General features: G+C 43.2%; 20 protein-coding genes. 15 read left to right on the forward strand and 5 right to left on the reverse strand.

Going from position 1 to position 23,282, the window contains the following annotated elements:
• Positions 1–306: 306 nt before the first annotated feature.
• The 3 genes from AB4493_RS20125 (at position 307) to AB4493_RS20135 (ending at position 2,581) form a co-directional block, all read left to right on the forward strand.
• Positions 307–435 carry a hypothetical protein gene (locus AB4493_RS20125; RefSeq protein WP_017059831.1) on the forward strand — a complete coding sequence of 43 codons (129 nt, stop codon included), beginning with the start codon at positions 307–309 and terminating at the stop codon, positions 433–435.
• A gap of 205 nt (positions 436–640) precedes the next feature.
• Positions 641–1,252 carry an ACP phosphodiesterase gene (locus tag AB4493_RS20130; protein WP_372155693.1) on the forward strand — a complete coding sequence of 204 codons (612 nt, stop codon included), beginning with the start codon at positions 641–643 and terminating at the stop codon, positions 1,250–1,252.
• A gap of 57 nt (positions 1,253–1,309) precedes the next feature.
• Positions 1,310–2,581: a DEAD/DEAH box helicase gene (locus AB4493_RS20135; RefSeq protein WP_017059829.1), complete on the forward strand. Its 1,272-nt coding sequence runs from the start codon at positions 1,310–1,312 to the stop codon at positions 2,579–2,581.
• A 115-nt stretch (positions 2,582–2,696) separates the two neighbouring features.
• Here AB4493_RS20135 and AB4493_RS20140 read toward each other — a convergent pair whose 3' ends face one another.
• Positions 2,697–3,440 carry a TetR/AcrR family transcriptional regulator gene (locus tag AB4493_RS20140; RefSeq protein WP_372155694.1) on the reverse strand — a complete coding sequence of 248 codons (744 nt, stop codon included), beginning with the start codon at positions 3,438–3,440 and terminating at the stop codon, positions 2,697–2,699.
• A gap of 150 nt (positions 3,441–3,590) precedes the next feature.
• On the opposite strand from AB4493_RS20140, the gene AB4493_RS20145 reads away from it, so the two are divergent.
• The 3 genes from AB4493_RS20145 to AB4493_RS20155 are packed head-to-tail and all read left to right on the forward strand — an operon-like array spanning position 3,591 to position 8,790.
• Entirely contained in the window at positions 3,591–4,679 is a 1,089-nt protein-coding gene (locus tag AB4493_RS20145; RefSeq protein WP_017064636.1) for an efflux RND transporter periplasmic adaptor subunit, read from the forward strand.
• On the forward strand, positions 4,679–5,734 hold the full coding sequence (locus AB4493_RS20150; RefSeq protein ID WP_372155695.1) for an efflux RND transporter periplasmic adaptor subunit: 1,056 nt from the start codon (positions 4,679–4,681) through the stop codon (positions 5,732–5,734). The genes AB4493_RS20145 and AB4493_RS20150 overlap by 1 nt, the downstream gene beginning before the upstream one ends.
• Positions 5,731–8,790, forward strand: a complete 3,060-nt coding sequence (locus tag AB4493_RS20155; protein WP_372155696.1) for an efflux RND transporter permease subunit — start codon at positions 5,731–5,733, stop codon at positions 8,788–8,790. Before AB4493_RS20150 ends, AB4493_RS20155 begins: the two co-directional genes overlap by 4 nt.
• A gap of 167 nt (positions 8,791–8,957) precedes the next feature.
• On the opposite strand, the gene AB4493_RS20160 is transcribed toward AB4493_RS20155, so the two are convergent.
• On the reverse strand, positions 8,958–9,695 hold the full coding sequence (locus AB4493_RS20160) for an EAL domain-containing protein (protein ID WP_372155698.1): 738 nt from the start codon (positions 9,693–9,695) through the stop codon (positions 8,958–8,960).
• A 575-nt stretch (positions 9,696–10,270) separates the two neighbouring features.
• Complete coding sequence (locus AB4493_RS20165) at positions 10,271–10,906, reverse strand: hypothetical protein (protein ID WP_017069925.1); 636 nt, start codon at positions 10,904–10,906, stop codon at positions 10,271–10,273.
• A gap of 252 nt (positions 10,907–11,158) precedes the next feature.
• Here AB4493_RS20165 and AB4493_RS20170 point away from each other — a divergent pair, with 252 nt between their 5' ends.
• The 3 genes from AB4493_RS20170 to AB4493_RS20180 all read left to right on the forward strand — a co-directional run bounded on the left by AB4493_RS20170 (position 11,159) and on the right by AB4493_RS20180 (position 12,663).
• Positions 11,159–11,404 carry a DUF2164 domain-containing protein gene (locus tag AB4493_RS20170; protein ID WP_229647529.1) on the forward strand — a complete coding sequence of 82 codons (246 nt, stop codon included), beginning with the start codon at positions 11,159–11,161 and terminating at the stop codon, positions 11,402–11,404.
• Positions 11,405–11,557: 153 nt separating this feature from the next.
• Positions 11,558–12,097 (forward strand): cytochrome b, encoded by a 540-nt coding sequence (locus AB4493_RS20175; RefSeq protein ID WP_372102685.1) that lies wholly within the window; start codon positions 11,558–11,560, stop codon positions 12,095–12,097.
• On the forward strand, positions 12,094–12,663 hold the full coding sequence (locus tag AB4493_RS20180; RefSeq protein ID WP_017064630.1) for a YceI family protein: 570 nt from the start codon (positions 12,094–12,096) through the stop codon (positions 12,661–12,663). The genes AB4493_RS20175 and AB4493_RS20180 overlap by 4 nt, the downstream gene beginning before the upstream one ends.
• 274 nt (positions 12,664–12,937) lie before the next feature.
• On the opposite strand, the gene focA is transcribed toward AB4493_RS20180, so the two are convergent.
• Positions 12,938–14,389 (reverse strand): formate transporter FocA, encoded by a 1,452-nt coding sequence (gene focA, locus AB4493_RS20185; RefSeq protein ID WP_017064629.1) that lies wholly within the window; start codon positions 14,387–14,389, stop codon positions 12,938–12,940.
• A gap of 273 nt (positions 14,390–14,662) precedes the next feature.
• On the opposite strand from focA, the gene AB4493_RS20190 reads away from it, so the two are divergent.
• Positions 14,663–15,568, forward strand: coding sequence for a LysR substrate-binding domain-containing protein (locus AB4493_RS20190; protein WP_017064628.1), 906 nt, complete (start codon positions 14,663–14,665; stop codon positions 15,566–15,568).
• Between the two features lie 204 nt (positions 15,569–15,772).
• Positions 15,773–16,267, forward strand: coding sequence for a DUF1097 domain-containing protein (locus tag AB4493_RS20195; protein WP_017059817.1), 495 nt, complete (start codon positions 15,773–15,775; stop codon positions 16,265–16,267).
• 171 nt (positions 16,268–16,438) lie between these two features.
• Here the strand turns inward: AB4493_RS20195 and AB4493_RS20200 are convergent, their stop codons facing one another.
• The gene (locus tag AB4493_RS20200) at positions 16,439–18,202 is read right to left on the reverse strand and encodes an ATP-dependent endonuclease (protein WP_372055120.1); all 1,764 of its coding nucleotides are present in this window, start codon (positions 18,200–18,202) and stop codon (positions 16,439–16,441) included.
• A 238-nt stretch (positions 18,203–18,440) separates the two neighbouring features.
• On the opposite strand from AB4493_RS20200, the gene AB4493_RS20205 reads away from it, so the two are divergent.
• The 4 genes from AB4493_RS20205 (at position 18,441) to AB4493_RS20220 (ending at position 23,174) form a co-directional block, all read left to right on the forward strand.
• The gene (locus tag AB4493_RS20205) at positions 18,441–20,180 is read left to right on the forward strand and encodes a bifunctional UDP-sugar hydrolase/5'-nucleotidase (protein WP_102333460.1); all 1,740 of its coding nucleotides are present in this window, start codon (positions 18,441–18,443) and stop codon (positions 20,178–20,180) included.
• A 574-nt stretch (positions 20,181–20,754) separates the two neighbouring features.
• Positions 20,755–21,756 carry a TerC/Alx family metal homeostasis membrane protein gene (locus tag AB4493_RS20210; RefSeq protein WP_017059813.1) on the forward strand — a complete coding sequence of 334 codons (1,002 nt, stop codon included), beginning with the start codon at positions 20,755–20,757 and terminating at the stop codon, positions 21,754–21,756.
• 313 nt (positions 21,757–22,069) lie between these two features.
• The gene (locus AB4493_RS20215) at positions 22,070–22,258 is read left to right on the forward strand and encodes a hypothetical protein (protein WP_017059812.1); all 189 of its coding nucleotides are present in this window, start codon (positions 22,070–22,072) and stop codon (positions 22,256–22,258) included.
• A gap of 175 nt (positions 22,259–22,433) precedes the next feature.
• Positions 22,434–23,174, forward strand: coding sequence for a DUF1223 domain-containing protein (locus tag AB4493_RS20220; RefSeq protein ID WP_017059811.1), 741 nt, complete (start codon positions 22,434–22,436; stop codon positions 23,172–23,174).
• Positions 23,175–23,282: the final 108 nt, after the last annotated feature.

The following is a 23,282-nucleotide window of genomic DNA, read 5'->3' on the forward strand; positions in this document are numbered from 1 at the left end:
CCAGTGTAAATTAATATTTACACAAAGGGGCGTGTCAGCATTCAAATGAGCAAAGCAAACGTTTGACCATGATCGGTTTCAAAATTTATAGAGTAATTTGTTGTACTTGGTGTAAGGTGGCAGTACATATGTCGTTCGCGTATACCCCTTTAGCGCAAAAAAGCGTTAATGATCGCGAGTAGCTTTAAGCTATGAATATGGAATGGGTAGAGTAGAGTGCGTTCATCAAAGTGACATAATATAAGTCCAAGATGGTGCACTAGTTAATCGGACATCATGTCCACATCAAGGAATAGAGGGGGCACAATGAGTGACCAATCTTATAATGACGAAAGTCTAGAGTTGTTAGATGCTATGGAAATTGGCATTGATTTGTCTGACTATGAGCAGACAGTGAAACAGTTAGCAGAAGAGCTTTTCAAGTCTTCGAACTAAGCTTTTAAGATCTTTAATTCAGTTTCAACTGAAACGTTTTAAAGCTAAAAGTTTTCTTAGCTAAAGCTTCTCAAAGCAAACAATTCTAAACTGAGCAAATCGTATTCGCTCACACGTCATACCAAAACTATCCTCATTAAAGTTCGCGAAGATAAACGAGTACGTTTACCATGTTACTTAGTTCTCGATACTTTAATGAGGTTCAATGAACTTTCTCGCACACCTTCACATCGCCAAGCACTGTAACAGCAACTTAGCAGGTAACCTGTTAGGTGATTTTGTTAAAGGCGACCCTAATAAACACTATTCTGATTCCCTTTCTGACGGTATTAGGCTTCATCGATTTGTTGATAGCTATACTGATCGTCATGATGTATGTCGTTCTGCAAAATCACTTTTCTCAGACCAAACACGACGCTTTGCGCCTATCGCACTCGATGTATTTTGGGATCACTGCTTAGCCAATCATTGGGATCAGTTTTCACAGCAGACATTAGAGCGTTTTTGTTTAGATAGCCATGAGCAGATCTTTGAACATCAAGAGCCACACTGGCCTGAAAATTTCGTTATGGTTCATCAGAAAATGGCTGAGCATAGATGGTTAGAGAGCTATCAAGACATGTCATCTATAGAGGTGGTGTTGCAGCGAATGGCGTTGAGAAGGCCTAAGCTCGGTATGCTCGAGGCATGTTACGATGACCTCGAACGTCACTATGATACGTTGCAGTGTCACTTTAATGAGCTTTATCCCAACGTTTTAGAGGAAGCTAAGCAGTTTAATGCGCTTCAAATGAAGAAAAATCAAAAGGAAAGGTAAACAGCGTAATGCAGGTTTGCTACAATCCGCGCCTATTTAATCTTTGAGCATCATACTATGTCTGAATCTACAAAATCTTTTAACCAACTAGGATTATCTGAGCATCTTCTTGCCACGTTGTCTGAGCTTAATTTTACGGCTCCTACCAGTGTTCAAGAACAAGCAATTCCATTGGTATTAGAAGGCAAAGATGTACTGGCTGGTGCTCAAACGGGTACAGGTAAAACGGCTGCGTTTGGTTTACCGATTATTCAAAGATTAATCGAGACAAAAGACAACGTTATTCCGAACCCTAAGCTCGTTCGTGCGCTTGTATTAGTGCCAACTCGTGAATTGGCACAACAGGTTTTCGATAACTTAACTAGCTACGCAAAGGGCACCGACATTAAAGTCGTGGTGGCTTACGGCGGCGTTAGCATGAAGGTGCAAACTGATAACTTACGCGGTGGCGCAGATATTCTTGTCGCGACGCCTGGTCGTCTTATTGATCACATGTTCACTAGAAACATCATGTTGAGCCAAACGGAAGTACTGGTACTGGATGAAGCTGACCGTATGTTAGATATGGGCTTCATGCCTGACATCAAGCGTATTCTTTCTCGCATGAACGAAGTGCGTCAAACTCTGTTCTTCTCTGCAACGTTTGATAACAAAATCAAAGCGATTGCACACCGTATGATGCAGAAGCCAAGTGAAATCCAAGTTACTCCAAAAAACAGCACCGCTGAAACCGTAACACAGATGGTTTACCCGGTAGATAAGTCGCGTAAAAGTGAGCTATTAGCGTATTTGATTGGTTCAAAAAACTGGCAACAAGTGTTGGTGTTCACAAAGACTAAGCAGGGCACTGATGCTCTCGTTAAAGAGCTTAAGTTAGACGGCATTAAAGCGGCATCAATCAATGGCGATAAGAGCCAAGGTGCGCGTCAAAAAGCCCTAGACGATTTCAAGTCAGGCAAAGTTCGTGCGTTGATCGCAACCGACGTGGCAGCTCGTGGTATTGATATTCAGCAGCTAGAACAAGTTGTGAACTATGACATGCCATTTAAAGCAGAAGATTATGTTCACCGCATCGGACGTACTGGCCGTGCGGGTAACAGCGGCTTAGCGATCTCTTTGATGAGTCAGGATGAAGCTTACCTATTGGGTGATATTGAGCGATTACTTGATACTCGCTTGCCTCAAGAGTGGCTAGAGGGCTTTGAACCAAGCCTTGAAAAAGATCTAGCGCCCGATCGTGGTGGTCGCAGCAAAAGCCGTTCATCAGAAAAACGTAAGATGAAAGCGAAGCTTAAGATTCACCAAAACCGCGGTAAAGCACGTCGCTAATAAGCTGTACAAAGCTCCAGTTTAAAGATCTATACATATAAAAACGCGCCGTTACAGTGACTTCTGTAACGGCGCGTTTTTGTATCTTATAAGCTCATCATGGGTATGAACCCGATTAAGCTTTATGTTCCTGGTTACACTTCCATTCACATGGCACTTCATAAATCAGCTCTTCAATCGAGGTTGGATTTAGAGCCCACTCTTCATCAATATTGAACTTGCTGACCATCTGCGTGTTGAAAAGCTGCCAATGCTTAAGTAGGGCGTCTTCGGGTGAGGTGACCATATCACCTTCATTCCAAGTGCTTTCCATAAAGGGAGTGAGGCATACAGCGCCGTTTGCGTACATGATCATTTGCCATTTAACTTCGTAAATGTTGATCATTTTGTCTGGGTTAGCTGCATTGTACTCAGCGGCAAGCCCGTTAATCTCTTTTTCAACATCGCCGACATTGTCGATGAAGTAATCAACTAGGTTGTCTTCTTGGCGAACAGAGTCTGAAATAAGCTGCATTGGCCTACGTGAGTGAATCATGTTGGTGAACAGACGCATGCTAAACAGGTAGATAGCGATATTTGGCGCAACATCTTTTGGCAGCTCTTCCATAATCTTACTGATGTAAGACTGAAAATAATCGTGTAAAGAATCACTTATTGCATGCCAAATCTTTTCTTTGCTACCAAAGTGGTGGCGGATAAGGCTATGCGAGACGCCTGCCTTTTCACTGATGTTTCGCAGTGATACACGATCGTAGCCAAAGTCACAGAACATGTCTGCGGCAACGCTCATGATCAAAAAACGCGTCTCTTCGGCGTCTTTTGCACTTCTTCTACCTTGCTTCTTTTCGGTCATCTTCATTTCACATAATTACCTGATTACAACATTCTACACTGTTTTTACTGAAATAAAAAATACTGCACAAGTGGAAAGTAAATCTTGAGAATTATTTAATATTAAATATACTGCCCACCTGTGTAATAAATCATAATAATTAAACGGAGAGGCATCATGCAGTTCAATTTGTCTATCAATGCCATATCGAGCAAGCGCATGGGAGCTGTTATTGCAGCACTATTGCTCGCAGGCTCTCTAACTGGATGTGACAAAGTTCAGTCAGAGGAAAATGTGCAGGTAATCAAGCCAGTCAAGCTGTTCGAAATCCCACAACAGACTGATATTGATCTCGATAGCTTCATTGCAAAGGTTGATGCAACCGACCGTGCGGCACTTTCTTTCCAAGTGGGTGGAGATATAGAAACCTTCGATGTTCGTATGGGACAAGAAGTGAAGAAAGGTCAGGTGTTAGCCGTATTAGACGCGACGGATTACCGTATTGCCGTTGACGCAGCCCAAGCTAAATTTGATCTGGCGAACAGCCAATACAAACAAGCTTCTGAGTTGTATGCGAAAAAACTGGTCAGTACCGATTACTACGACCAAGCCGTAAACACCTTTACTGCCGCTGAAGTTGAGTTGGACCAAGCAAAAACAAACCTTGGCTACACTACCTTAGTTGCTCCATTCGATGGCGTGGTATCGATGGTGTTTGGAAAGCAATATCAATTGATCGCAGAAAAGCAGCCTGTACTGAATATTTTGAATCACAGTGAAATGGATGTGACGTTTTCAATTCCAGTATCAAAGCTTGAAGACCGTTCTATTCAAGACCTAACGAGCTCAAACATGTGGGTTGTGATGGACAGCCACCGCGGCATTCGTATCCCGACTCGCTTTAAAGAAATCTCAACGCAACCAGATGAAGATACCAACAGCTACCAAGCGGTTGTGTCTATCGAAAAGCCAGAAGGCATCAATCTACTTTCTGGTATGACAGCGCAAGTTGAAGTTCAGAAAAGTAAATCTGACTACGGCATTGGTATTGTGGATTCAGCTTGGTTAAACAAAGACGTAGGCCATGGTGAACTATGGCGTTATAACCCTGACTCTCAACTGATTTCTAAAGTACAAGTCCTTCTTGATGAGCAAGGCAAGGTTATCGACGGATTGTCGTCTGGTGACCTTATCGTTGAAGCGGGTGTGGATGTGTTATCAGACGGACAACAAGTAAAAGCTTGGCTTCGTGAGGGCGGTATTTAATGAACCTTTCAAAATTATCAGTTGTTGTCGCGTCGGTTCTGTTACTTCAAGCCTGTAACAATGAAGCTGTACACCGTGAACAACCACCTTTGTTGGTTTCTACCTTTGAAGTTGGCGCACCGCTTACTAATCAGTTCAGAAGTTTTAATGGACAGGTGATGCCAGCTGAATTGACTCCCTTGGCATTTAAGCTAGCAGGCGAGATTCAACAAGTATTAGTAGAAGCGGGCGACAATGTCGAAAAAGGGCAGTTATTAGCCACCTTAGATAACGCAACGTACGTACAAGATCTGACTGATGCTCAATCTCAATTCAAACTGGCAAGCAAACAGTTGGCCCGTGGAACGGAGATGTTTGGCAGCGAAATGTTATCGCAATCAGAACACGACCAACTGACGGCTAACTATAAGCTCGCATCGGCGAATTTGGCGGCGGCGAAACGCAAGCTGAGTTACACAGAACTTTTAGCGCCGTTCTTAGGAACAGTTTCAACTGTCGATAAGCAACGATTCGAAAATACGACGCCTGGAGAAACACTACTGAGTGTGTACCAGAACGACAAGGTGTATGTGCGAATTCAAGTATCAGATTCGATCTTGGCGTCAATTAGCCCAGACATGCGTTCAAATAGCTATCGTCCTGAGGCGACCTTTGGCGGTCACACAGGCCAATATCCACTGACGTATCTAGAACACACCAGTGAACTGCACCCACAATCCCGTACCTACGAATTTTGGATGCAGATGCAGCAGCCTGAAAGTGAAATCCTGCCAGGCACGAGCGTTACGGTCAATGTAGATATGGCGAAAGCGGGCCTGAGCGATGTTCAAGGCTACCAATTACCAATGACAACGCTAGAAGCGGGCTCTGAAGCGAATCAGTTCTATGTGTGGAAAATGGAAGACGGACAAGCATTCAAAAGCGAAGTAGAAGTCGACAAGATCAGTGGCCAAGGCGCACTCATCGCTCATGGTGTTGAGCAAGGTGAGCTACTCGTAAATTCGAATTTAAGAAAACTCCGTGACGGAATCCAATTGTCAGGAAAAGCAGAATGAACATCGCAGAATATTCAATAAAGAACAAAGTAATCAGCTGGCTGTTTCTAGTCATTTTGGCCATTGGCGGTGTGACGTCTTTTGGTAATCTATCCCGTTTAGAAGACCCAGCTTTTACCATTAAAGATGCAATGATTATTTCAACTTACCCTGGCGCTACGTCAATGGAAGTTGAAGAAGAGCTGACTTACCCACTAGAAAAAGAGATAAGACAGCTTCCGTACATCGACAAGATTACCTCGACATCATCGAACGGTATGTCCCAAATTATGGTCAGTATGAAGATGGACTACGGTCCAGACGAGCTGCCTCAGATCTGGGATGAAATGCGCCGTAAGATCAACGATCTACAACCAACACTGCCAAGTGGTGTAAATTCCGTTCAGATCATCGATGATTTTGGTGATGTGTTTGGTGTGATGATCATGCTGACCGGTGATGGTTACGATTACGTTGAGCTCAAACAGTACGCAGATTACCTAACGCGTGAAATCGAACTGGTCGACGGTGTCGGTAAAGTAAGCATTGCAGGTGACCAACAAGAACAACTGTTTGTTGAGATGTCACTGGAACGCTTAGCCGCATTGAACCTAGATATGTCGACGGTTACGTCACTGCTAGCACAGCAAAACAGTGTGGTATCGGCAGGCGAGGTGATGCTGAATGGTCAAAGCCTTACGATCAAGCCAAACGGCACCTTAAGCACGGTTGAAGAACTAGAAAACCTGATCATTCATGGTCGCGATACAGGTAACCTGATTCGCTTGAAAGATGTCGCTGAAGTAACTCGTGGTATTCAAGAAAAGCCGGGCAATGTATTAACGTACAACGGTAAACCAGCAATCAACTTGGGTATTGCGTTCTCTTCTGGTGTAAACGTGGTTGAGATTGGTAAAGCACTGGATGCGGAACTGGATCGCCTAGAAAGCATTAAGCCAGCGGGTGTAGAACTGAATTACTTCTACAACCAAGCGCAAGAAGTAGACAAATCTGTGGCTGACTTCTTAATCAGCCTAGTTGAAGCGGTAGCCATCGTTATCATTGTATTGTTGTTCGCAATGGGCTTACGCAGTGGTTTGATCATCGGTTTGGTTCTTCTATTGACGGTATTCGGTACCTTCATCCTGATGGATTACAACGATGTTGAACTGCACCGCATCTCTCTGGGGGCACTGATCATCGCGCTGGGTATGCTGGTGGATAATGCGATTGTTGTCGTTGAAGGTATTTTGGTGGGCTTGAAGAAAGGCAAAACCAAGCTTCAAGCAGCGAAAGACATCGTCAAGCAAACACAATGGCCACTGTTAGGTGCGACCATTATCGCTATCACAGCGTTTGCACCGATTGGTTTGTCGAAGGATGCGACAGGCGAATTCATGGGTTCACTGTTTTGGGTACTGTGTTTCTCACTGTTCTTAAGTTGGGTTACGGCACTAACACTAACGCCATTCCTTGCTGAGATGTTGCTAAAAGAAGAAGACAAGGTCGATGAAAACGAAGACCCTTACAAAGGCATCCTGTTTGTGGTATTCGGTGCGTGTCTGAAAGTAGCACTTCGATTTAGATGGCTTACTGTAGTGAGCATGATTGCTCTGCTAGCTGCATCAATTGTTGGTTTTGGTATGGTGAGGCAACAGTTCTTCCCGCCATCAAACACACCGATGTTCTACGTCGACATGTGGATGCCAGAAGGTACCGATGTTCGTGAAACGATCAAGCAGACTGAGAAGGTTGAAAGCTACATTCGTCAACAAGACGACGTAGAGTTTGTAACCACAACGGTTGGGCAGGGCATGCAACGTTTCGCTCTGACATACCAACCAGAGAAAAGCTACGAAGCTTACGCCCAGTTGCAAGTAAGAACGACTGACCGTGACACTATGTTTAAGGCTCTAGCGGCGCTAGACAAAGACTTAGCAAACGAATTTGAACAACCGACGTTCCAATTCAAGTTGATTGAGTTTGGCCCGTCACCAGCTTCAAAAATTGAAGCGCGTATTATCGGCGCCGATCCACAAGTACTGCGTAATATTGCGGTTGAAGTCGAAGATATCTTACTTGCCGATCCTGGCTCTCGAAATGTGCGCCATGACTGGCGTGAACGCACCAAAGAGCTCGTGCCACTGTTTAACGAATCAAAGGCACGTCGCCTAGGCATTTCAAAAACTGACTTGTCTGAGACATTACAGATGGCGTTTGGTGGTTATAACATCGGCTTACTGCGTGATGGTACGCATATGTTACCTATCGTGGCACGCCTGCCTGAAGAAGAGCGTTTTGACTTTGAATCACTGAACAATGTGAAGATTTGGAGCCCATCACTACAAACTTACATCCCAGTTGAGCAAGTGATTGATGGCGTAGAGCTTCAATGGTCTGAGCCTCTGATTCAGCGTCGTGACAGAAAACGTACGCTAACGGTATTGGCTGATCACGATGTTCTTGGTGATGAAACGCCAGCGAGTCTGTTTGCTCGTGTGAAACCAAAGGTAGAAGCATTAGATTTACCAGAAGGCTACAGCATTAGCTGGGGCGGTGAGTACGAAAGCTCAAAAGATGCGCAGGAATCTCTGTTTGGCTCACTGCCAATGGGTTACTTGCTGATGTTTATCATCACGATGCTTCTGTTTAACTCGGTTCGCAAGCCGCTTGTGATTTGGTTTACGGTCCCGCTCTCTATCATTGGTGTTTCAATTGGTTTGTTAGGGACTAATATGCCATTCAGCTTCACGGCGTTCCTAGGCTTATTGAGTCTAAGCGGCATGATTTTGAAGAACGGAATCGTACTGCTTGACCAGATCAACAGTGAGCTACAAACAGGTAAAGACCCATATTTAGCGGTTGTCGACAGTGCGATTAGTCGTGTACGACCGGTATCTATGGCAGCACTTACGACTATCTTGGGCATGATTCCCTTGGTATTCGATGCATTTTTCGGCTCGATGGCGATTACCATCATGGCAGGCTTAGGCTTTGCTACAGTACTAACGCTAATAGTAGTACCAGTGATGTTCGCTATTCTATATAGAATCAAACCGTCCACTGCGGGTTATTAGGGAATGATATAAAACAGATTCTTTTAAGCCAGCCCAGTCAGTTTTGACTGGGCTTTTTTATACGTGTGATTTGATGACACGTGAGAGTGGCAAAGGGTACGAATAGATAAACATTAAAAAAACCGCTTACCAATGGTAAAGCGGCTTTGTCGGGAATAGAGGCAGTGCTAGATTGCGAGGCGTATATCCAACTCAATCGGTTTTGGCATGGCCAAATGATAGCCTTGATACATATCGAAGCCTAGGCTCTGCATCGCTTCGAGTTGTTGTTGGGTTTCTATTCCTTCAATCACTGTCTTTGCGCCAATTTGGGTTGCAAGATCGAGTACCAAGGTCATTTCTTGAGTTTCACCTTGTTCAAAGTCCAACATAACAGAGCGATCAATCTTGATTATATGAGGGTTGATATGGCGAACGCGCTGCTCGGTTGATGCTTGTGTTCCGAAATCATCGACTGCTATTTGAAAGCCATTATCTGCAAGTGAGAGGGCTGCGTCTTTTAAACGTTCTTCGCTTTCGACATTGAGTTCAACCAATTCCATTACAATTTGCTCGCACGAAAGGTTGAGCTCGTGAAGGCGTTTGGCTAGCAAGCTGTCACTTACTTTCTCTGCAGCAAACAGCTCACCAACGTTTGGAAGAACGTTCAAAAATAGATGTAAATGACGGATTGTCGATTGTGCGAAGTTACGGATATGAATCGCTCGACTCAACCTCTCTACATTGATTTTGTCTGTGCTTGAGGTTTCGTCGGAATGGAAGAAGTGATCAGGACGAACAATATCACCTTTGTTATTTGAAATGCGCACCAAAGCCTCAACACCTATTTGAGTCATAGAAGAGTCGAATATAGGTTGATAGACGCTTCTAAGCGTCAGGTCTTGGTATTTCGCAATAAACTGCATATCAGCATCTACGGATATACAGCTAATAAATTCACTTCTGTCTGATAAAATCATAGTCGCTAGTAAAGAGGGCTTATTCAATGGCGGACGTACATGTCGCGGCTGTCACAATATTGACAGGTGTAAGTAAATTGTCAATTAATAAAAACTCATTTGTAGAGTCAATATTTAAATAAATATAATTAACGAAAAACAGCATGATAATTGATATTAGTCATTAAAATTACTTATCATTCACCATTAATAATGACTATTGTGAATTTAATCTCTGAGTAATCTATCTCATATCAACACCAATCAATATAAGCTTTCAACGCTAATACACCAGGTGAAAGTAAGGATAAAGCCTCAGGTTATGGGGGAATGTCAAAGTTACATTATTAACAAACAACTCTGTTTGCATATAAATGATATCTACTTCTCAAAATATGAACGATGAGCTGATAAGTTATTATTTTATCGAAGATAAATTTTGATTGATTATTGGGTAGGGCTTGAGTTGGGTTTTATAAAATATTGGGATGGAGGTCTAACTATTTACTTTCAAGACTGATTAAAAAAGTTGACCCGTATTCTTACTGCCATTGAAGTACTGCGTAAAGTTGCAGGTATTTACGAACCAGTTGTTGATTTCCTGACCGCTTTAAAGGGTGTCCAAATTTAATGAAGCAAGGGCTGATTTTAAAATTATTATTTAAGTCAGTAGCGAATTGAGAATCACTCTCTCTTAGCGTGATACCTTGTTGGCTATATTCCGTGATCTCGTCTGGGAGTTCACCCATCCACCAATGCAATAATTCACCACTGTTTTTACTTCGGCTAATCCAATGGTCGGAGACAATGATCAAAACGTCATTGGGTTGAATGGAAAATCCATACTCTTGTTGCCAATTATGGATGTCCAACATTAACTTTCTACGACAGGTTTTCCCGGCGCTCACCATATGATGACTGATCATCCAAACGGTACCAATTTCGGAAGATATTCGGAAGTGTCGAGGCGTTTCGCCAGAAGAAAGCATTTCAAGTGGGCTGATGTTGCTTGCATGATTAAAGCTAACGAAGGTGTGCTCCATTCGGCGAGCAAATGCCTTTCCTATATGGTGCTCACTGATCCCTTGATTGTGCACCGTAGGGTAGTGGCGTTCACATAGCTTTAGGCAATCGTCTTGAAATTGATTAACGCTTTTAATCACTAGATCTAATAACAATGAAGTCCCTTATACACAGCTACTATCTTATTGATGGGCAATAGTACGGTAATTGCGGTTCCGTTACCTATCGTCAAAGTGCGAGTTCTTGATCTCTCTATCAAAATTAACCATTGCTGAGTGATTTTATGGATAGCACTGGCGCTCTACAGGTCTGTATTCTAAATTATGAGGAATTCTAGCTAGTTACCTCGACTATAGTCTAGTCAGCAAATCACAATTGATCTACTTACTCTTTATTTGGAAACATTCATGACCATTCAATTAGATTCGAAACAAAAGTCTGAGCTTACTAATACGCTCCAAAAGTACCTGCAAGATGAACTTGATGTGGAGCTTGGTCAGTTCGACACGGAATTCTTGGTCGATTTCATAAGTAAAAAGTTTGGGGCGGTTTACTACAACAAAGGGATAGAAGACGCTCAAAAAGTCATGGAACGTAAAATGTTAGACATCTCAGATGAGCTTTACGAGATCGAACAAATCGTTGAAATTTAACGTTTAGCCCAAACTTGTTCAAATAATTTGAATAACTCGTTTAATTTGCAATGATGTAACTATTGTAAAGCTTGGTAAATAATATGTTACACAAACTTAGTGTAGGGTACGCTTTTCAAAACTACACGATTCGTTAACATTCGGAAGAGATGCATGGACAACAACGTTAGAAATTACAACCCTTTAGCTAGAGCGATGCATTGGATTTCAGCTCTCGCAGTATTTGGCTTATTTGGTGTAGGCCTGTGGATGGTTGATCTTTCATATTACAGCGAGTGGTACAAAACAGCGCCAGACTATCACCGCTCGGTAGGCATTCTTTTGGCTACTGTTACTGTTATCCGCTTGGTTTGGAAACTAGTTACCGCGTCACCTAAAGTAGAAGGTAAAAGCTATGAAGTTGCAGCAGCGAAGATCGCTCACGGCTTTATGTACATTAACTTAGCGGTTTTATTTATTTCAGGTTATTTGATTTCAACATCAGATGGCCGCGGGATAGAGGTATTCAATTGGTTCACTGTACCAAGTATGGGCGAACTGTTTGCAAACCAATCTGATCTCGCAGGTACGGTTCACTACTATGCTGCATGGGTACTGATCATTATGGCATCAGTGCACGCCTTAGCGGCGATAAAACACCACGTTATCGACAAAGACGATACGCTACGAAAAATGATAGGAGCTTCAAAATGAAAAAGTCAATTATCGCTACAGGATTAGCATTTGCTATGGCAATGCCTTTCGCTGCGAACGCCGCTGATTACGTGATTGATACAAAAGGTGCGCATGCTTCAGTTAACTTTAAAGTTAGCCACCTAGGTTATAGCTTTATCCAAGGCCGTTTTAACACATTCTCAGGTGATTTCTCATTTGATGAAAGCAACGTTGAAGCATCAAAAGTAAACGTAACTATTGATACAACAAGCCTTGATTCAAACCACGCAGAGCGTGACAAGCACATCCGTAGCTCTGACTTCATTGATGCAGGTAAATTCTCTGACGCTACTTTCAACAGCACAAAAGTGGTTGATAAAGGCAACGGCAAACTTGAAGTAATGGGTGACCTTAAGCTTCACGGCGTAACTAAGCCAATCGTTATCGAAGCTGAATTCATCGGTGCTGGTCAAGACCCTTGGGGCGGTGAGCGTGCTGGTTTCGTGGGTACAACTCGTCTAGAACTTGCTGACTTCAACATTCCAGTAATGGGCGCTTCAAGCTATGTAGACATGGAACTACACGTTGAAGGCGTAAAAAAGTAATCTAGCTTTCTAGCTCTCTGACAGGTATCAACATTATTTAGAAATATCAAAAGTTTGGTCGATACTAAATAGGTCAGCAGTTAGAAATAGAGAAAGGCGCAAAGTTTTCACTTTGCGCCTTTTTTATTGAGGTAAATGGCAACGCGTTTAGGTCTGTTTTGTGTCAAACCGTTTAGTACGTTAAAAGCCACCATTTGCCTCTAGCCAGTCAACGTTGCCATGACTGAGTTATCTAATTGAACTACTAATCCCTAATAGTTCAACTTACGATTAGTTAAGCTGTTTCTAGTTCAGCTTGAGGAACCACGTTTAGTCGGTCACCGTAGATTGGACGCAGTGCTTGCATCACTTCAATGCGAGTCAACACACCCACCATCACGCCATTTTCTAACACTGGAAGCATATGTGGTTGGCTTACTTTCATCGCTTTTGCACGCTCTTCTAGAGAAAGAGATGTCAAGCGAGTTGCGAAGCCCATGCTTGTCGTCGGGTACAGTTGCTCTTTGTCGATGCATAGGAACTCAGCAACGTCTACTAGCTTGTCGTTTGCATCGATTGCCACAACGTCACGGCTCATTAGGTCTACGACTTTTTGGCCTTTAGTTGGGATGTAATCTTGGCACCAAAGGTCAACCATTACGTCATGAACAGAGAAGATACCCACTAGACGGCCTTCAACATCACAAACAGGAGCGCTAACAAGTTGCGCGTCTAAAAGTGTATCAATCGCGACTGATGTTGGCATTTCAACGCTCAATGTAATTGGTTGAGTGTTCATGATTTGCTTGATAGTAGTTGCTGTGTTCATAGTAATTTCCTTAACTGACGTAATTTCTGTTGTTTGTGTAATAGCGGTAATTTTTGCTGCTTTAAGTTGTGGGCGACGGTAGATACTCCAGTTGGCTAAGCCGACCAATACTGAACCACCTACGATGTTGCCGATTGTCACTGGTATTAAGTTTGCTGTGACAAATTGCATGACGTTTAAGTCTGCGTACTGCGCTGGTGTTGCACCGATTTGCATCCAGAAGCTTTCCGGGGCGAATGTTTGAATCGTGATGCCTAGAGGAACCATGAACATATTCGCCACACAGTGTTCAAAGCCTGAGCTTACGAACATTGCAACGGGTAACACGGTCATCATTGCTTTGGTCATTGCGTTAGCAGAGCTGAACGTTAACCAAATCGCTAAACACACCAACAAGTTACAAAGCACACCCAAAGCAAACGCTTGAACTGGGCTGTGGTGCAGCTTGTGTTGAGCAATGTTTAGAGCGTTTAAGCCCCATTGGCCGCCATCCAGTTGATATAAGCCTGCTGCGCTTACCAAAGCCAATAGGAACATGGCACCGATAAAGTTGCCGACATACACTTTGCCCCAGATAGACAGCATCTTAGTGAAGGTGATTTGCTTGTTAGCCCATGAGATGCTGGATAACACTGAGCTGGTAAATAGCTCACCACCGCAAATCACAATCAAGATCAAACCCATACTGAATGCAAGACCGCCGGCTAAGCGACTCAATCCCCATCCAGCATCAGCGCTGCCCGTGGTTACCGTGATGTAGAACAAAAAAGCAAGCCCGATGAATGCGCCAGCCATGATTGCCAAACTCAATGTCATGCTGCTGGTTTTATTTGCTTTACTTAATGCAAACTTCTCTGCTTCCGCCATCATTTCTGTTGGTGAGAACAGTTGATGATTTTCAGAAGTGCTGGTTGCCATATCCCCCCCTTGAACAATCCGTCATGTGTAATTCCTAGTGTTAATGACTTGGTTAATCCGTAATGGTTAATCAGTAATGTTTTGCAGGGCTCGTTGTGTCCTGCCATTCCAGATTAGGGCGTTGATGGGTAGAGGTAAAATTGATAATTTTTAGAAACCACATCAAATTTATTGATATAGATTGGGTTACGCGTAGAATGAAATTGATTGCTCATTGGCTTTATAAAAAACGAGCATCAGGACACAAATAATTAAAAGCATTAAGGATGAATTTTGCGTTATTCATTAAAGCAACTCGCGGTATTTGATGCAGTAGCAGACTCCGGGAGCGTTAGTCAGGCAGCAGACAAATTGGCGTTGACTCAGTCGGCGACAAGTATGTCTCTTGCACAGTTGGAAAAAATGCTCGGCAGGCCTTTGTTTGAAAGGCAGGGCAAGCAAATGGCTCTTACTCATTGGGGGATGTGGCTAAGGCCTAAAGCGAAGCGTTTACTGCAAGATGCGCAGCAAATTGAGATGGGTTTTTATGAGCAGCATTTACTAAGTGGAGAGCTCAAACTCGGTGCAAGCCAAACACCAGCGGAACACCTAGTTCCTGACCTCATCAGTATTATTGATAACGACTTTCCTGAGATGCGAATCTCGCTCGGCGTACAAAGTACCGATGCGGTTATTGATGGCGTATTAGATTATCAATATGACTTGGGTGTTATCGAAGGTCGTTGTGATGACAACCGAGTTCACCAAGAAGTGTGGTGTACGGACCATTTAACGGTGGTTGCATCGGCTCATCACCCGTTTGCGAAGCGTGAACGAGTAAGCTTGGCGCAATTAGAACAAGCAAAATGGGTATTACGTGAACATGGTTCGGGTACTCGCAAAGTTTTTGATAGCTCTATTCACCATTTAATTGGTGATCTTGATGTTTGGCGAGAGTATGAACACGTTCCTGTTTTAAGAAGTTTGGTTGCAAACGGCCCATATTTAACGTGTTTACCTTATCTCGATGTCGAACAGTTTGTTGAGTCTGGTCAACTGGTCACATTAAATGTCCCTGAGCTTGAAATGGAAAGAACCTTGTCCTTTATTTGGCGTGCAGATATGTCTGAGAACCCACTTGCTGAGTGTATTAAGCGAGAAGGTAAGCGCATGATGAAAGGCAAGCCATCGGTTCTGTAACGATAAATTGATAAAATACTGATAACCAAATATGTTGAATAAGCGATTTCGGTCTCTATCTAGTGATAAATACACATCTGCATACATTATTAATGTGATCGTGATCGGCTAAATAAGGGCTATCTTCCCATAGTATGCTTACTTGATTTTAAGTGAGGCTAAATCCGGTTGCGTTCAATTACGTAATTAGGCTTTAGAAATAGTATGAGTACATTAGTCGCGATTTCATTAACAACAGGTATTTTGTCAGGTCTATGGGGATGGATTGCTATCTCTTTCGGCTTATTGTCATGGGCAGGTTTCTTAGGTTGCACCAGTTACTTTGCTTCGCCAACAGGCGGCGTTAAAGGACTAGCAGGTAGCTTATTGACCAACATGACTGGCGTATTCTGGGCAATGGTGATTATCGAAAGCTCAACCTTCGCAGGGTTAGAGATTTTAGGCTACATGATTACTGCTATTGTGGCTTTCTTTATGTGTATTCAAGCGAAACAAGCGTGGCTAGGTTATATCCCAGGCACCTTCATTGGTTGCTGTGCGACGTTTGCTGCAGGTGGTGATTGGCAACTTGTAGTGCCATCTTTACTGCTTGGTGGTGTATTTGGATACTTGATGAAAGCAACGGGGCTATGGCTTCACGAGAAATCGACTCAATCTTCGGAAGTTGTTGAACAACACGCTAAACAGGCAAAGGCTTAATTCGTTAACCTAACCTTAGTTAGTCACTGTGAACTCTTGCAAGAGAACCCCCAATTAATTTGTATATCGATTTATACAGGCACACCGTTTGGTGTGCCTTTTTTGGTTGAGGCGACTAGATAAATATTTCATCAGTAGAGCAACTGATAGCATCTATAAAACAAATTATGTTTAGGTATTTCCATTCGCCATGGTGATCACGCGTTTTAATGTCCACCTTAATAAAAGCGGAATGCATTCTTGTCCTTGATTCTCGCAATGAGAAACAATGGCGAGTGCAAGGTCGGGTTTTGCATGTTTCTTCAATACCTTGGCAACCACTTTCTTTGGAGGGATAGGGTGATCGTATGGAATCTTAACCATGTCACGGAAAAAGCTCTCAAACCCATTCATATATAGGTAATGCTCGATATCTTTATCTGGCAGTTCCGTGAGTCGATGTCTTTCCTGATCATTACCAAGCTTCGATAGCACCGTTGCTGCGTATTTTTTACCCGCCGCATCGCCGTCAGTTACCACATGCCAATCGATGCCAAACTCTTGCGCGACCTTAATCAGTGCCTTAAGTCCTGATTGGGCGAACTCAATAATCTGCACACCTTCTGCTGCTAGGTTATAGCCACATTGGTTGGCAAGTTCATTGAACAACCAAACCTCGGTTTCACCTTCTACTAATAGCCAACAGCGAGCAAATAGTGCCCCAGAGCGGTGGAAGCGGATATGAAAACCAATTCGTCGAAGTTCATCCTTACTGAAATGGTTCATGTTGAGTTGATTGGCGATGGTTTTGTCTGACTGACGAACCAAGCGACGAATCGATTGAAGTGGGACCGCCGCAAGTAGGTCGCCACTGTTGGTGGTCAGGATTTTCTGCATGGGCAATTTCTGCATCAAGCTCCAAGCCCTTGCCAAGTGTGTTGGGTGCAATCGACCTTCTGGATCTTCAAGGATCAACAGAGGGCGCGCACATCGCCTTAAGTCGTTTGGCCCTTTAGCTTGTAGATAAGCGTTAAGTAACCCCATGAATAATAAGCGAGTTTGTTTGTTCTTGGTCTCTTCGACGAGTTGATGAATACTCTGATCATTGGTACCCGCAGAATAAAGCAATCCGTCTCGCTGTTTTCTAGGGTTACGACGAGAAGTACTTTTGAAAGAAAAATAGTGCTCAATCAAACTTTGCATCGACTCTAGGCTACTGCGCATTTCACCTTTATTAACATGTCCGGGTATCGCCATAAGACGGCGGCAGGTGTTGTCTATTCGTTTTTCTATTCTTGCTTGTCGACCATTACCGTTATTGGCGCCGTTTCCATTTGTTGTGCCATTGCTCGTGTGATGGTTCCCGTTCCCGTTCCCGTTCCCGTTTGAATTTGCATTAGTTGCGTGAACATTAGTCGGCAGGTGAGCATTGTGGTTAAGGGACTTGCCGTTGAAAGGACGATCAAAGTGCCTTGCATCACGCAAACGGATAACGGGATGTAAGGTCATTAATTCTTGAGCAAGCTTTTCTGAATGATGAAGCTTGAGCGGATTACCGTCCAAACCAAGAAATGCATAGTGTGTTGTTGTCTCATACTGTTCTAACGTCGCGCTGATGCGATAGTAGATGCGAAATACGCCAAATTCATCTTGAACCCAAATAGGTTTGAGTTTGCGATAACGACCTGCGTTAAGTTCGCTCTTATCGTTAGCTTTTAAAGCGAGAACAATTTGAAGATGTTGAGACTGCGGGTGTGAAACAGAGTAATCGACATGAAAATCGGTCATTTCAAAGTGATATGGCACACCGTCTGAGGGCAGAATGACGGAAAGGGCATCCAATAATGAAGACTTACCCCAAGTATTTTCACCAATAAGCGTGGTTAGCTCGTCAAACGCGAGTGACATGCGCTTGATACCTCGAAAGCCAGAAATCTCGATTCTTTCTAGTTGCATAGGCTTACTCCTAACGGAAGGCTCTGCTAATTATTTGAAAGCTAACAGATATCTTTAATCATAATCGAAAAATCCAAATCCGGTATGCTCACCTGTCACAAAACCCGTTGTTTATTAATACGGTGCAAAATGAGATTTTTGATCTATCTCGAGTATTTTTTTGCAGTGCAGTTTCATAAAATTCACGATTCTGTCATGATTCTCGACCTAGTATGAAGGGACAAAGAGAGAAGAAAATATGACTAAAAAGAATAAGCCGACAAAAATAGTGTTGGCACACATCAACGACACCCACTCATACTTTGAACCAACCTCGTTACAGCTATCACTTAAAATGAACAACCACATCATTGAACCTTATGTCAGTGCTGGTGGCTTTGCTCGAATTTCAACACGCTTCAAACAAATAGAACAAGATGCCCAGCGTCAGAAGGTTGGAACCTTGTTCTTGCACGCTGGTGACTGCTTCCAGGGCACGTTGTACTTTTCCTTATTCAAGGGAAAAGCCAATGCCGATTTGTTGAATGCCCTTAATATAGATGCCATGACGCTCGGTAATCACGAGTTAGACATGGGTAATGAGCCCGTCGCGATTTTCGCGAAAAGAATCAAATTCCCGCTGTTGGCCGGTAACTGGAATCTATCGAATGAGGATATCAATAAAACTCATACGCTAGCGGACAACGACATTGTTAAGCCTTATCTGCCTGAAACACGAAGTGCTTCTTTTATAACGAAAGAGTTTGATGGCGAGAAGGTCGCAATATTCGGCTTAAGCATCGACAAGATGGCAGGCATCGCTAACCCAGATATCGATACACCGTTTGAAAATGCTTTGGAAACAGCAAAAGGGACCATTGAGCAAATCCATCAAGCAGGTATCAACAAGATTGTGTTACTTAGCCATCTTGGTTACGAAGCTGATTTAGAGTTAGCAGCCAACGTAACAGGTATTGGTGTCATCGTTGGTGGTCATAGTCATCGCTTACAAGGTGATTTCTCTGATATCGGCTTAGTTAAAGATGATGAATACGGTGTGAAAATTGGCGATACCTATGTTGTGCAAGCGGGTTTCCACGCCATGAGCTTAGGACACTGCGAAATCGAGTTCGATTCTCAAGGCAAAGTGACGCACTTCAATGGTAAAAACGAACTGTTATTAGGCCGTCGACTCTTTATAGACGCGAAACTGAGTGAAGTAGGGCAAGACGATGCCCACGATATGGCGTGTGAGTTTTTAAACAATCACCCTAATATTGCAGTGTGTAAGAAAGATCCTGAGCTGCAGAGCATTCTGACGGATAAATACCAGCCGCGAGTTCGAAAGCTTCAGCAACAAGTGATTGCTCATGCAGACACTAAACTTCGCCATGTACGTATTCCAGATGCTAAAGGCCCGAGTCAACTAGCCCCCTTGGTTGCTCAATCATTTCACCATCTAATGAACAAGAAAGGGCATCAGGTTGACTTTGCCATTCACAACGCCGGTGGTGTAAGAAATTCACTGAACAGCGGCGATGTCTCTGTTGCCGATATTGCCGGAAAACTACTACCGTTTGCCGTACCTATTGGTGTGTATGAAGTAAAAGGTGAAACGATCGCTGGCATGCTTGAAGGTGCAATCAATAACGCGATTGATAATGGTGTCGTGGGCACAGGTTCAGGTAGCTTTCCTTATACACATAATTTGAGGTTTTGTTACCACAAAGAAGCGCCTATAGGACACAGGATTCACCATCTAGAAATTCACTCTGATGATTCAGGTTGGCAAGCTGTTTCTCGCAACCGTATTTACCGGGGCGCGTCGTCAGCCTATACAATGAAAGGCAAAGAGGGCTATAACGCTGTGTTGGATATGATCGGTGATGGCACGGTCACCACTGACTCTATGGCAGACTGCTTCATCGAGTTTCTGCAAGACCACCCAGAGTCGCTTCAACTCAATGAACCGTTGAATTGCATGGAGTGTTTTAGATAACTAAAGCTGATACTGATATTTAACACTATTACTTTGGGTTATTTATAAAATTGGCATTGTTTATGCTTTATCTCTGCAGGTCGCCTTCTTGTGGAGATATGCATGGATAAGAAAGATTGGTTAGATGCGGTAGCGGTTGTCGGTTGGGTATCAGTTTGGTCAGCGTTAGTGTATTTAATACCTGCCGCAGGGCTGTAAATTGCTCTTTTTGCAACTTCATTACGCAGTGCAATAGTGTGTTTGACTTGCGAATTTATTCTTAGAATCAATTCGCGTGTTTATTTGACAAAGTGGCATCAATCAGAAAGGAGCGTTTGCTCCTTTTTTGCTTTTTCCGTGCAAATTTATATAGACGAAACACAACCAGAGGATTATTATCCACGCGTTTGGGGAGTAGTTAGCGCAAGTTTACATATCGTCATCTCGTTAGGCCAAGAGTCTATCCGGTATGTAAAAGTGAAATCCCATATTTCACTTCAACGAGACCAACGCAATCACAGTCAAGATCCGTAATGGAGCTTGATATGCTTTGTTTGCGGAAGGTCTTTGTACAGTTCTTCCGCCCGGAGGAATAATGAACTCAACTCAATCTCTATTATCTACCAATAGTGAATCCTTTTTTTCATCGCCAATCATGACGACTTATGCGGGCTTTTTCCTGCTAACGGTTATTCTCGTCTCTATTGATATCTATCAGACTCGTGGCGGTAACGTTACTATCAAGAAAGCGGCAATCTGGAGTGTTTTCTGGTTTGTACTTGCGTTTTTGTTTGCTGGCTCGATTTACCTATTTTGGGACATTTATGCGCCGAACAGTGACTACACAGCGCAAAAAGCAACCGTGTCATTCATTACGGGTTACTTGTTAGAAAAATCCCTTAGCGTAGACAACTTGTTTGTTTTTGCGATGATCTTTGCTCAATACCAAGTTCCTGAGCATCTAAGACCTCGTGCGCTTCTTTGGGGCGTAATTGGTGCATTGGTGCTTCGTGCAATTATGATCGCACTAGGCGCACAGCTTTTGGCGGAATATCACTGGGTGCTTTACGTGTTCGCTGCGTTCTTGATTGGTACAGGTATTAAGCTGGCATTAGACAAGGGCGAAGAGGAGAGTGTGAATACTCTGCCTGAAAAGCTACTTCGTAAAGTGATGCCGGTAACAGAGGACTTCCATGGCCCTGCATTAATGGTTAAACAGGGTGCTAAATGGGCATTCACTCCAATGATGTTGGTCATCGGTGCGATCGCAGTCATGGACGTGATGTTTGCATTAGACTCTATCCCTGCGATCTTTGCGGTAACACAAGAACCGTTCTTGGTACTTGCGGCTAACGTGTTTGCGTTACTTGGTCTTCGCTCGTTGTATTTTGTACTGCAAGGTATGATGGACAAGTTCATCTATTTGAAACCCGCGCTTTCATTCATCATGGTGTTCATTGGTGTGAAAATGCTTCTGGTTGATAGCGAGTGGGCTATCCCAACTTACTGGTCATTGGCGGTATTGGTTTCTACGATGACGATTGCGGTTATAGCGTCGGTTTATGCGAAGAAGCCAGGCATTGAACAAGTAAATTAAAAACAAATATAACTTATCGAAAAGTCGATAATGAACACGTGGCTGATGAAGTGGAAAATTTATTTATGTAAATTTTCTGTGACATTGGCCACTGTTGTTTGCGGGGTATTTGTACTAAATGCATGATTTAAACACTATATTGAATTTGTACTCACATAATCTGCATATCTATTTTGTGGCATTGTTAATGGTTTGTTTTATTAGAAAAACTAATCCCAAAATCTAATTTTAGTCATTTTTTAACCTGCAAAAGATCACCTATTATTCTTGTCATCAGAACGAAACACATTAATAAATTTATAGAGAGGCAATCATGGCTCAAGCAGTACAAATGAATACTATCGCTGTTCCTAACTCTATGGATAAGAAAACCTACTCGGTTAACTTCAAAGGATTGATTGCACACATTTTCGATATTCTTTTCGTAGACAACTCTCCACGTAGTTACTACGCAAGCGACCTATCTGGTCACATGCAACGCGATATCGGTATTAACCGTTAATCTCAGCGTTAACATGTAAATATAGAATTTTAAGAAAACGCCAGCTTCTAAAGCTGGCGTTTTTGTATCTGAAATAAACTCAATCTCTTCGTAAACTAAGCACCTGAAAGAAAAACCTAGGCATAACGGTCTGTATTTGAGCGCCATTCAATTCGCTTTGTACAAGGATCTCGGTATGTCACACGCCAAACGCAATTCATCATTGATTAAACTTTGTTTATTTGCCTTACCGATCGGCTTCTATTCCTCAGTGTCGCTTGCACAAACCTGGAGTAATGAAGGCCAGCCCGCACAGGTTATCGAGCTCTTCACCTCTGAAGGTTGTTCAAGTTGTCCACCTGCTGATCAGTACCTCAGTACTTTTGAAGACCATCCAAAACTTTGGACACAAGTTATTCCGCTTGCCTATCACGTCGATTATTGGGATTACTTAGGTTGGGGCGACAAGTTCGCGAGTAAGGCGTTTAGTCAGAAGCAACGCTTGTACAAAGCTTATGGAGTAACAAGTGGGGTTTACACACCGGGCTTTGTTGTCGATGGAAAAGAGTGGCGCGGTTACTTTAACTGGTTAGACAGAACGTTGCCTTCGCTCAAACAACAAAATAACCCCAAGCTAACGGTCAACTATAAAGGCGATACGTTCAGCGTAAGTTACGAAGGCAAAGGGGATTATGTTGCTCATATAGCTTTGCTGGCGATGAACGAAGTCACCAGCGTTAAGGCGGGCGAGAACAGGGGTAAGAAACTCGAACATGATTTTGTTGTGGTTTACGATGGTTATCAGCGTGGTGAGTCTGAATGGCAATTTAATATCAATTTTGAGCCACTTGTCGCTACACCAGACGCAGTCGCTGTTTGGTTAACCGAGCCGAATTCGTATGCACCGGAACAAACGGTAGCAGGTTGGCTGAACTAACTGCAACCCACGACAATTGTGTAGCTGGAATACTCTTAGACGAAGTTGGTACGGCGAGTATCGAGGTTCTCACATCGATAACTTCGCGTCTGACGGATATTAATCAGT

This window comes from Vibrio sp. 10N.222.55.A1, assembly GCF_041473835.1.
Lineage (GTDB): Bacteria > Pseudomonadota > Gammaproteobacteria > Enterobacterales > Vibrionaceae > Vibrio > Vibrio crassostreae_C.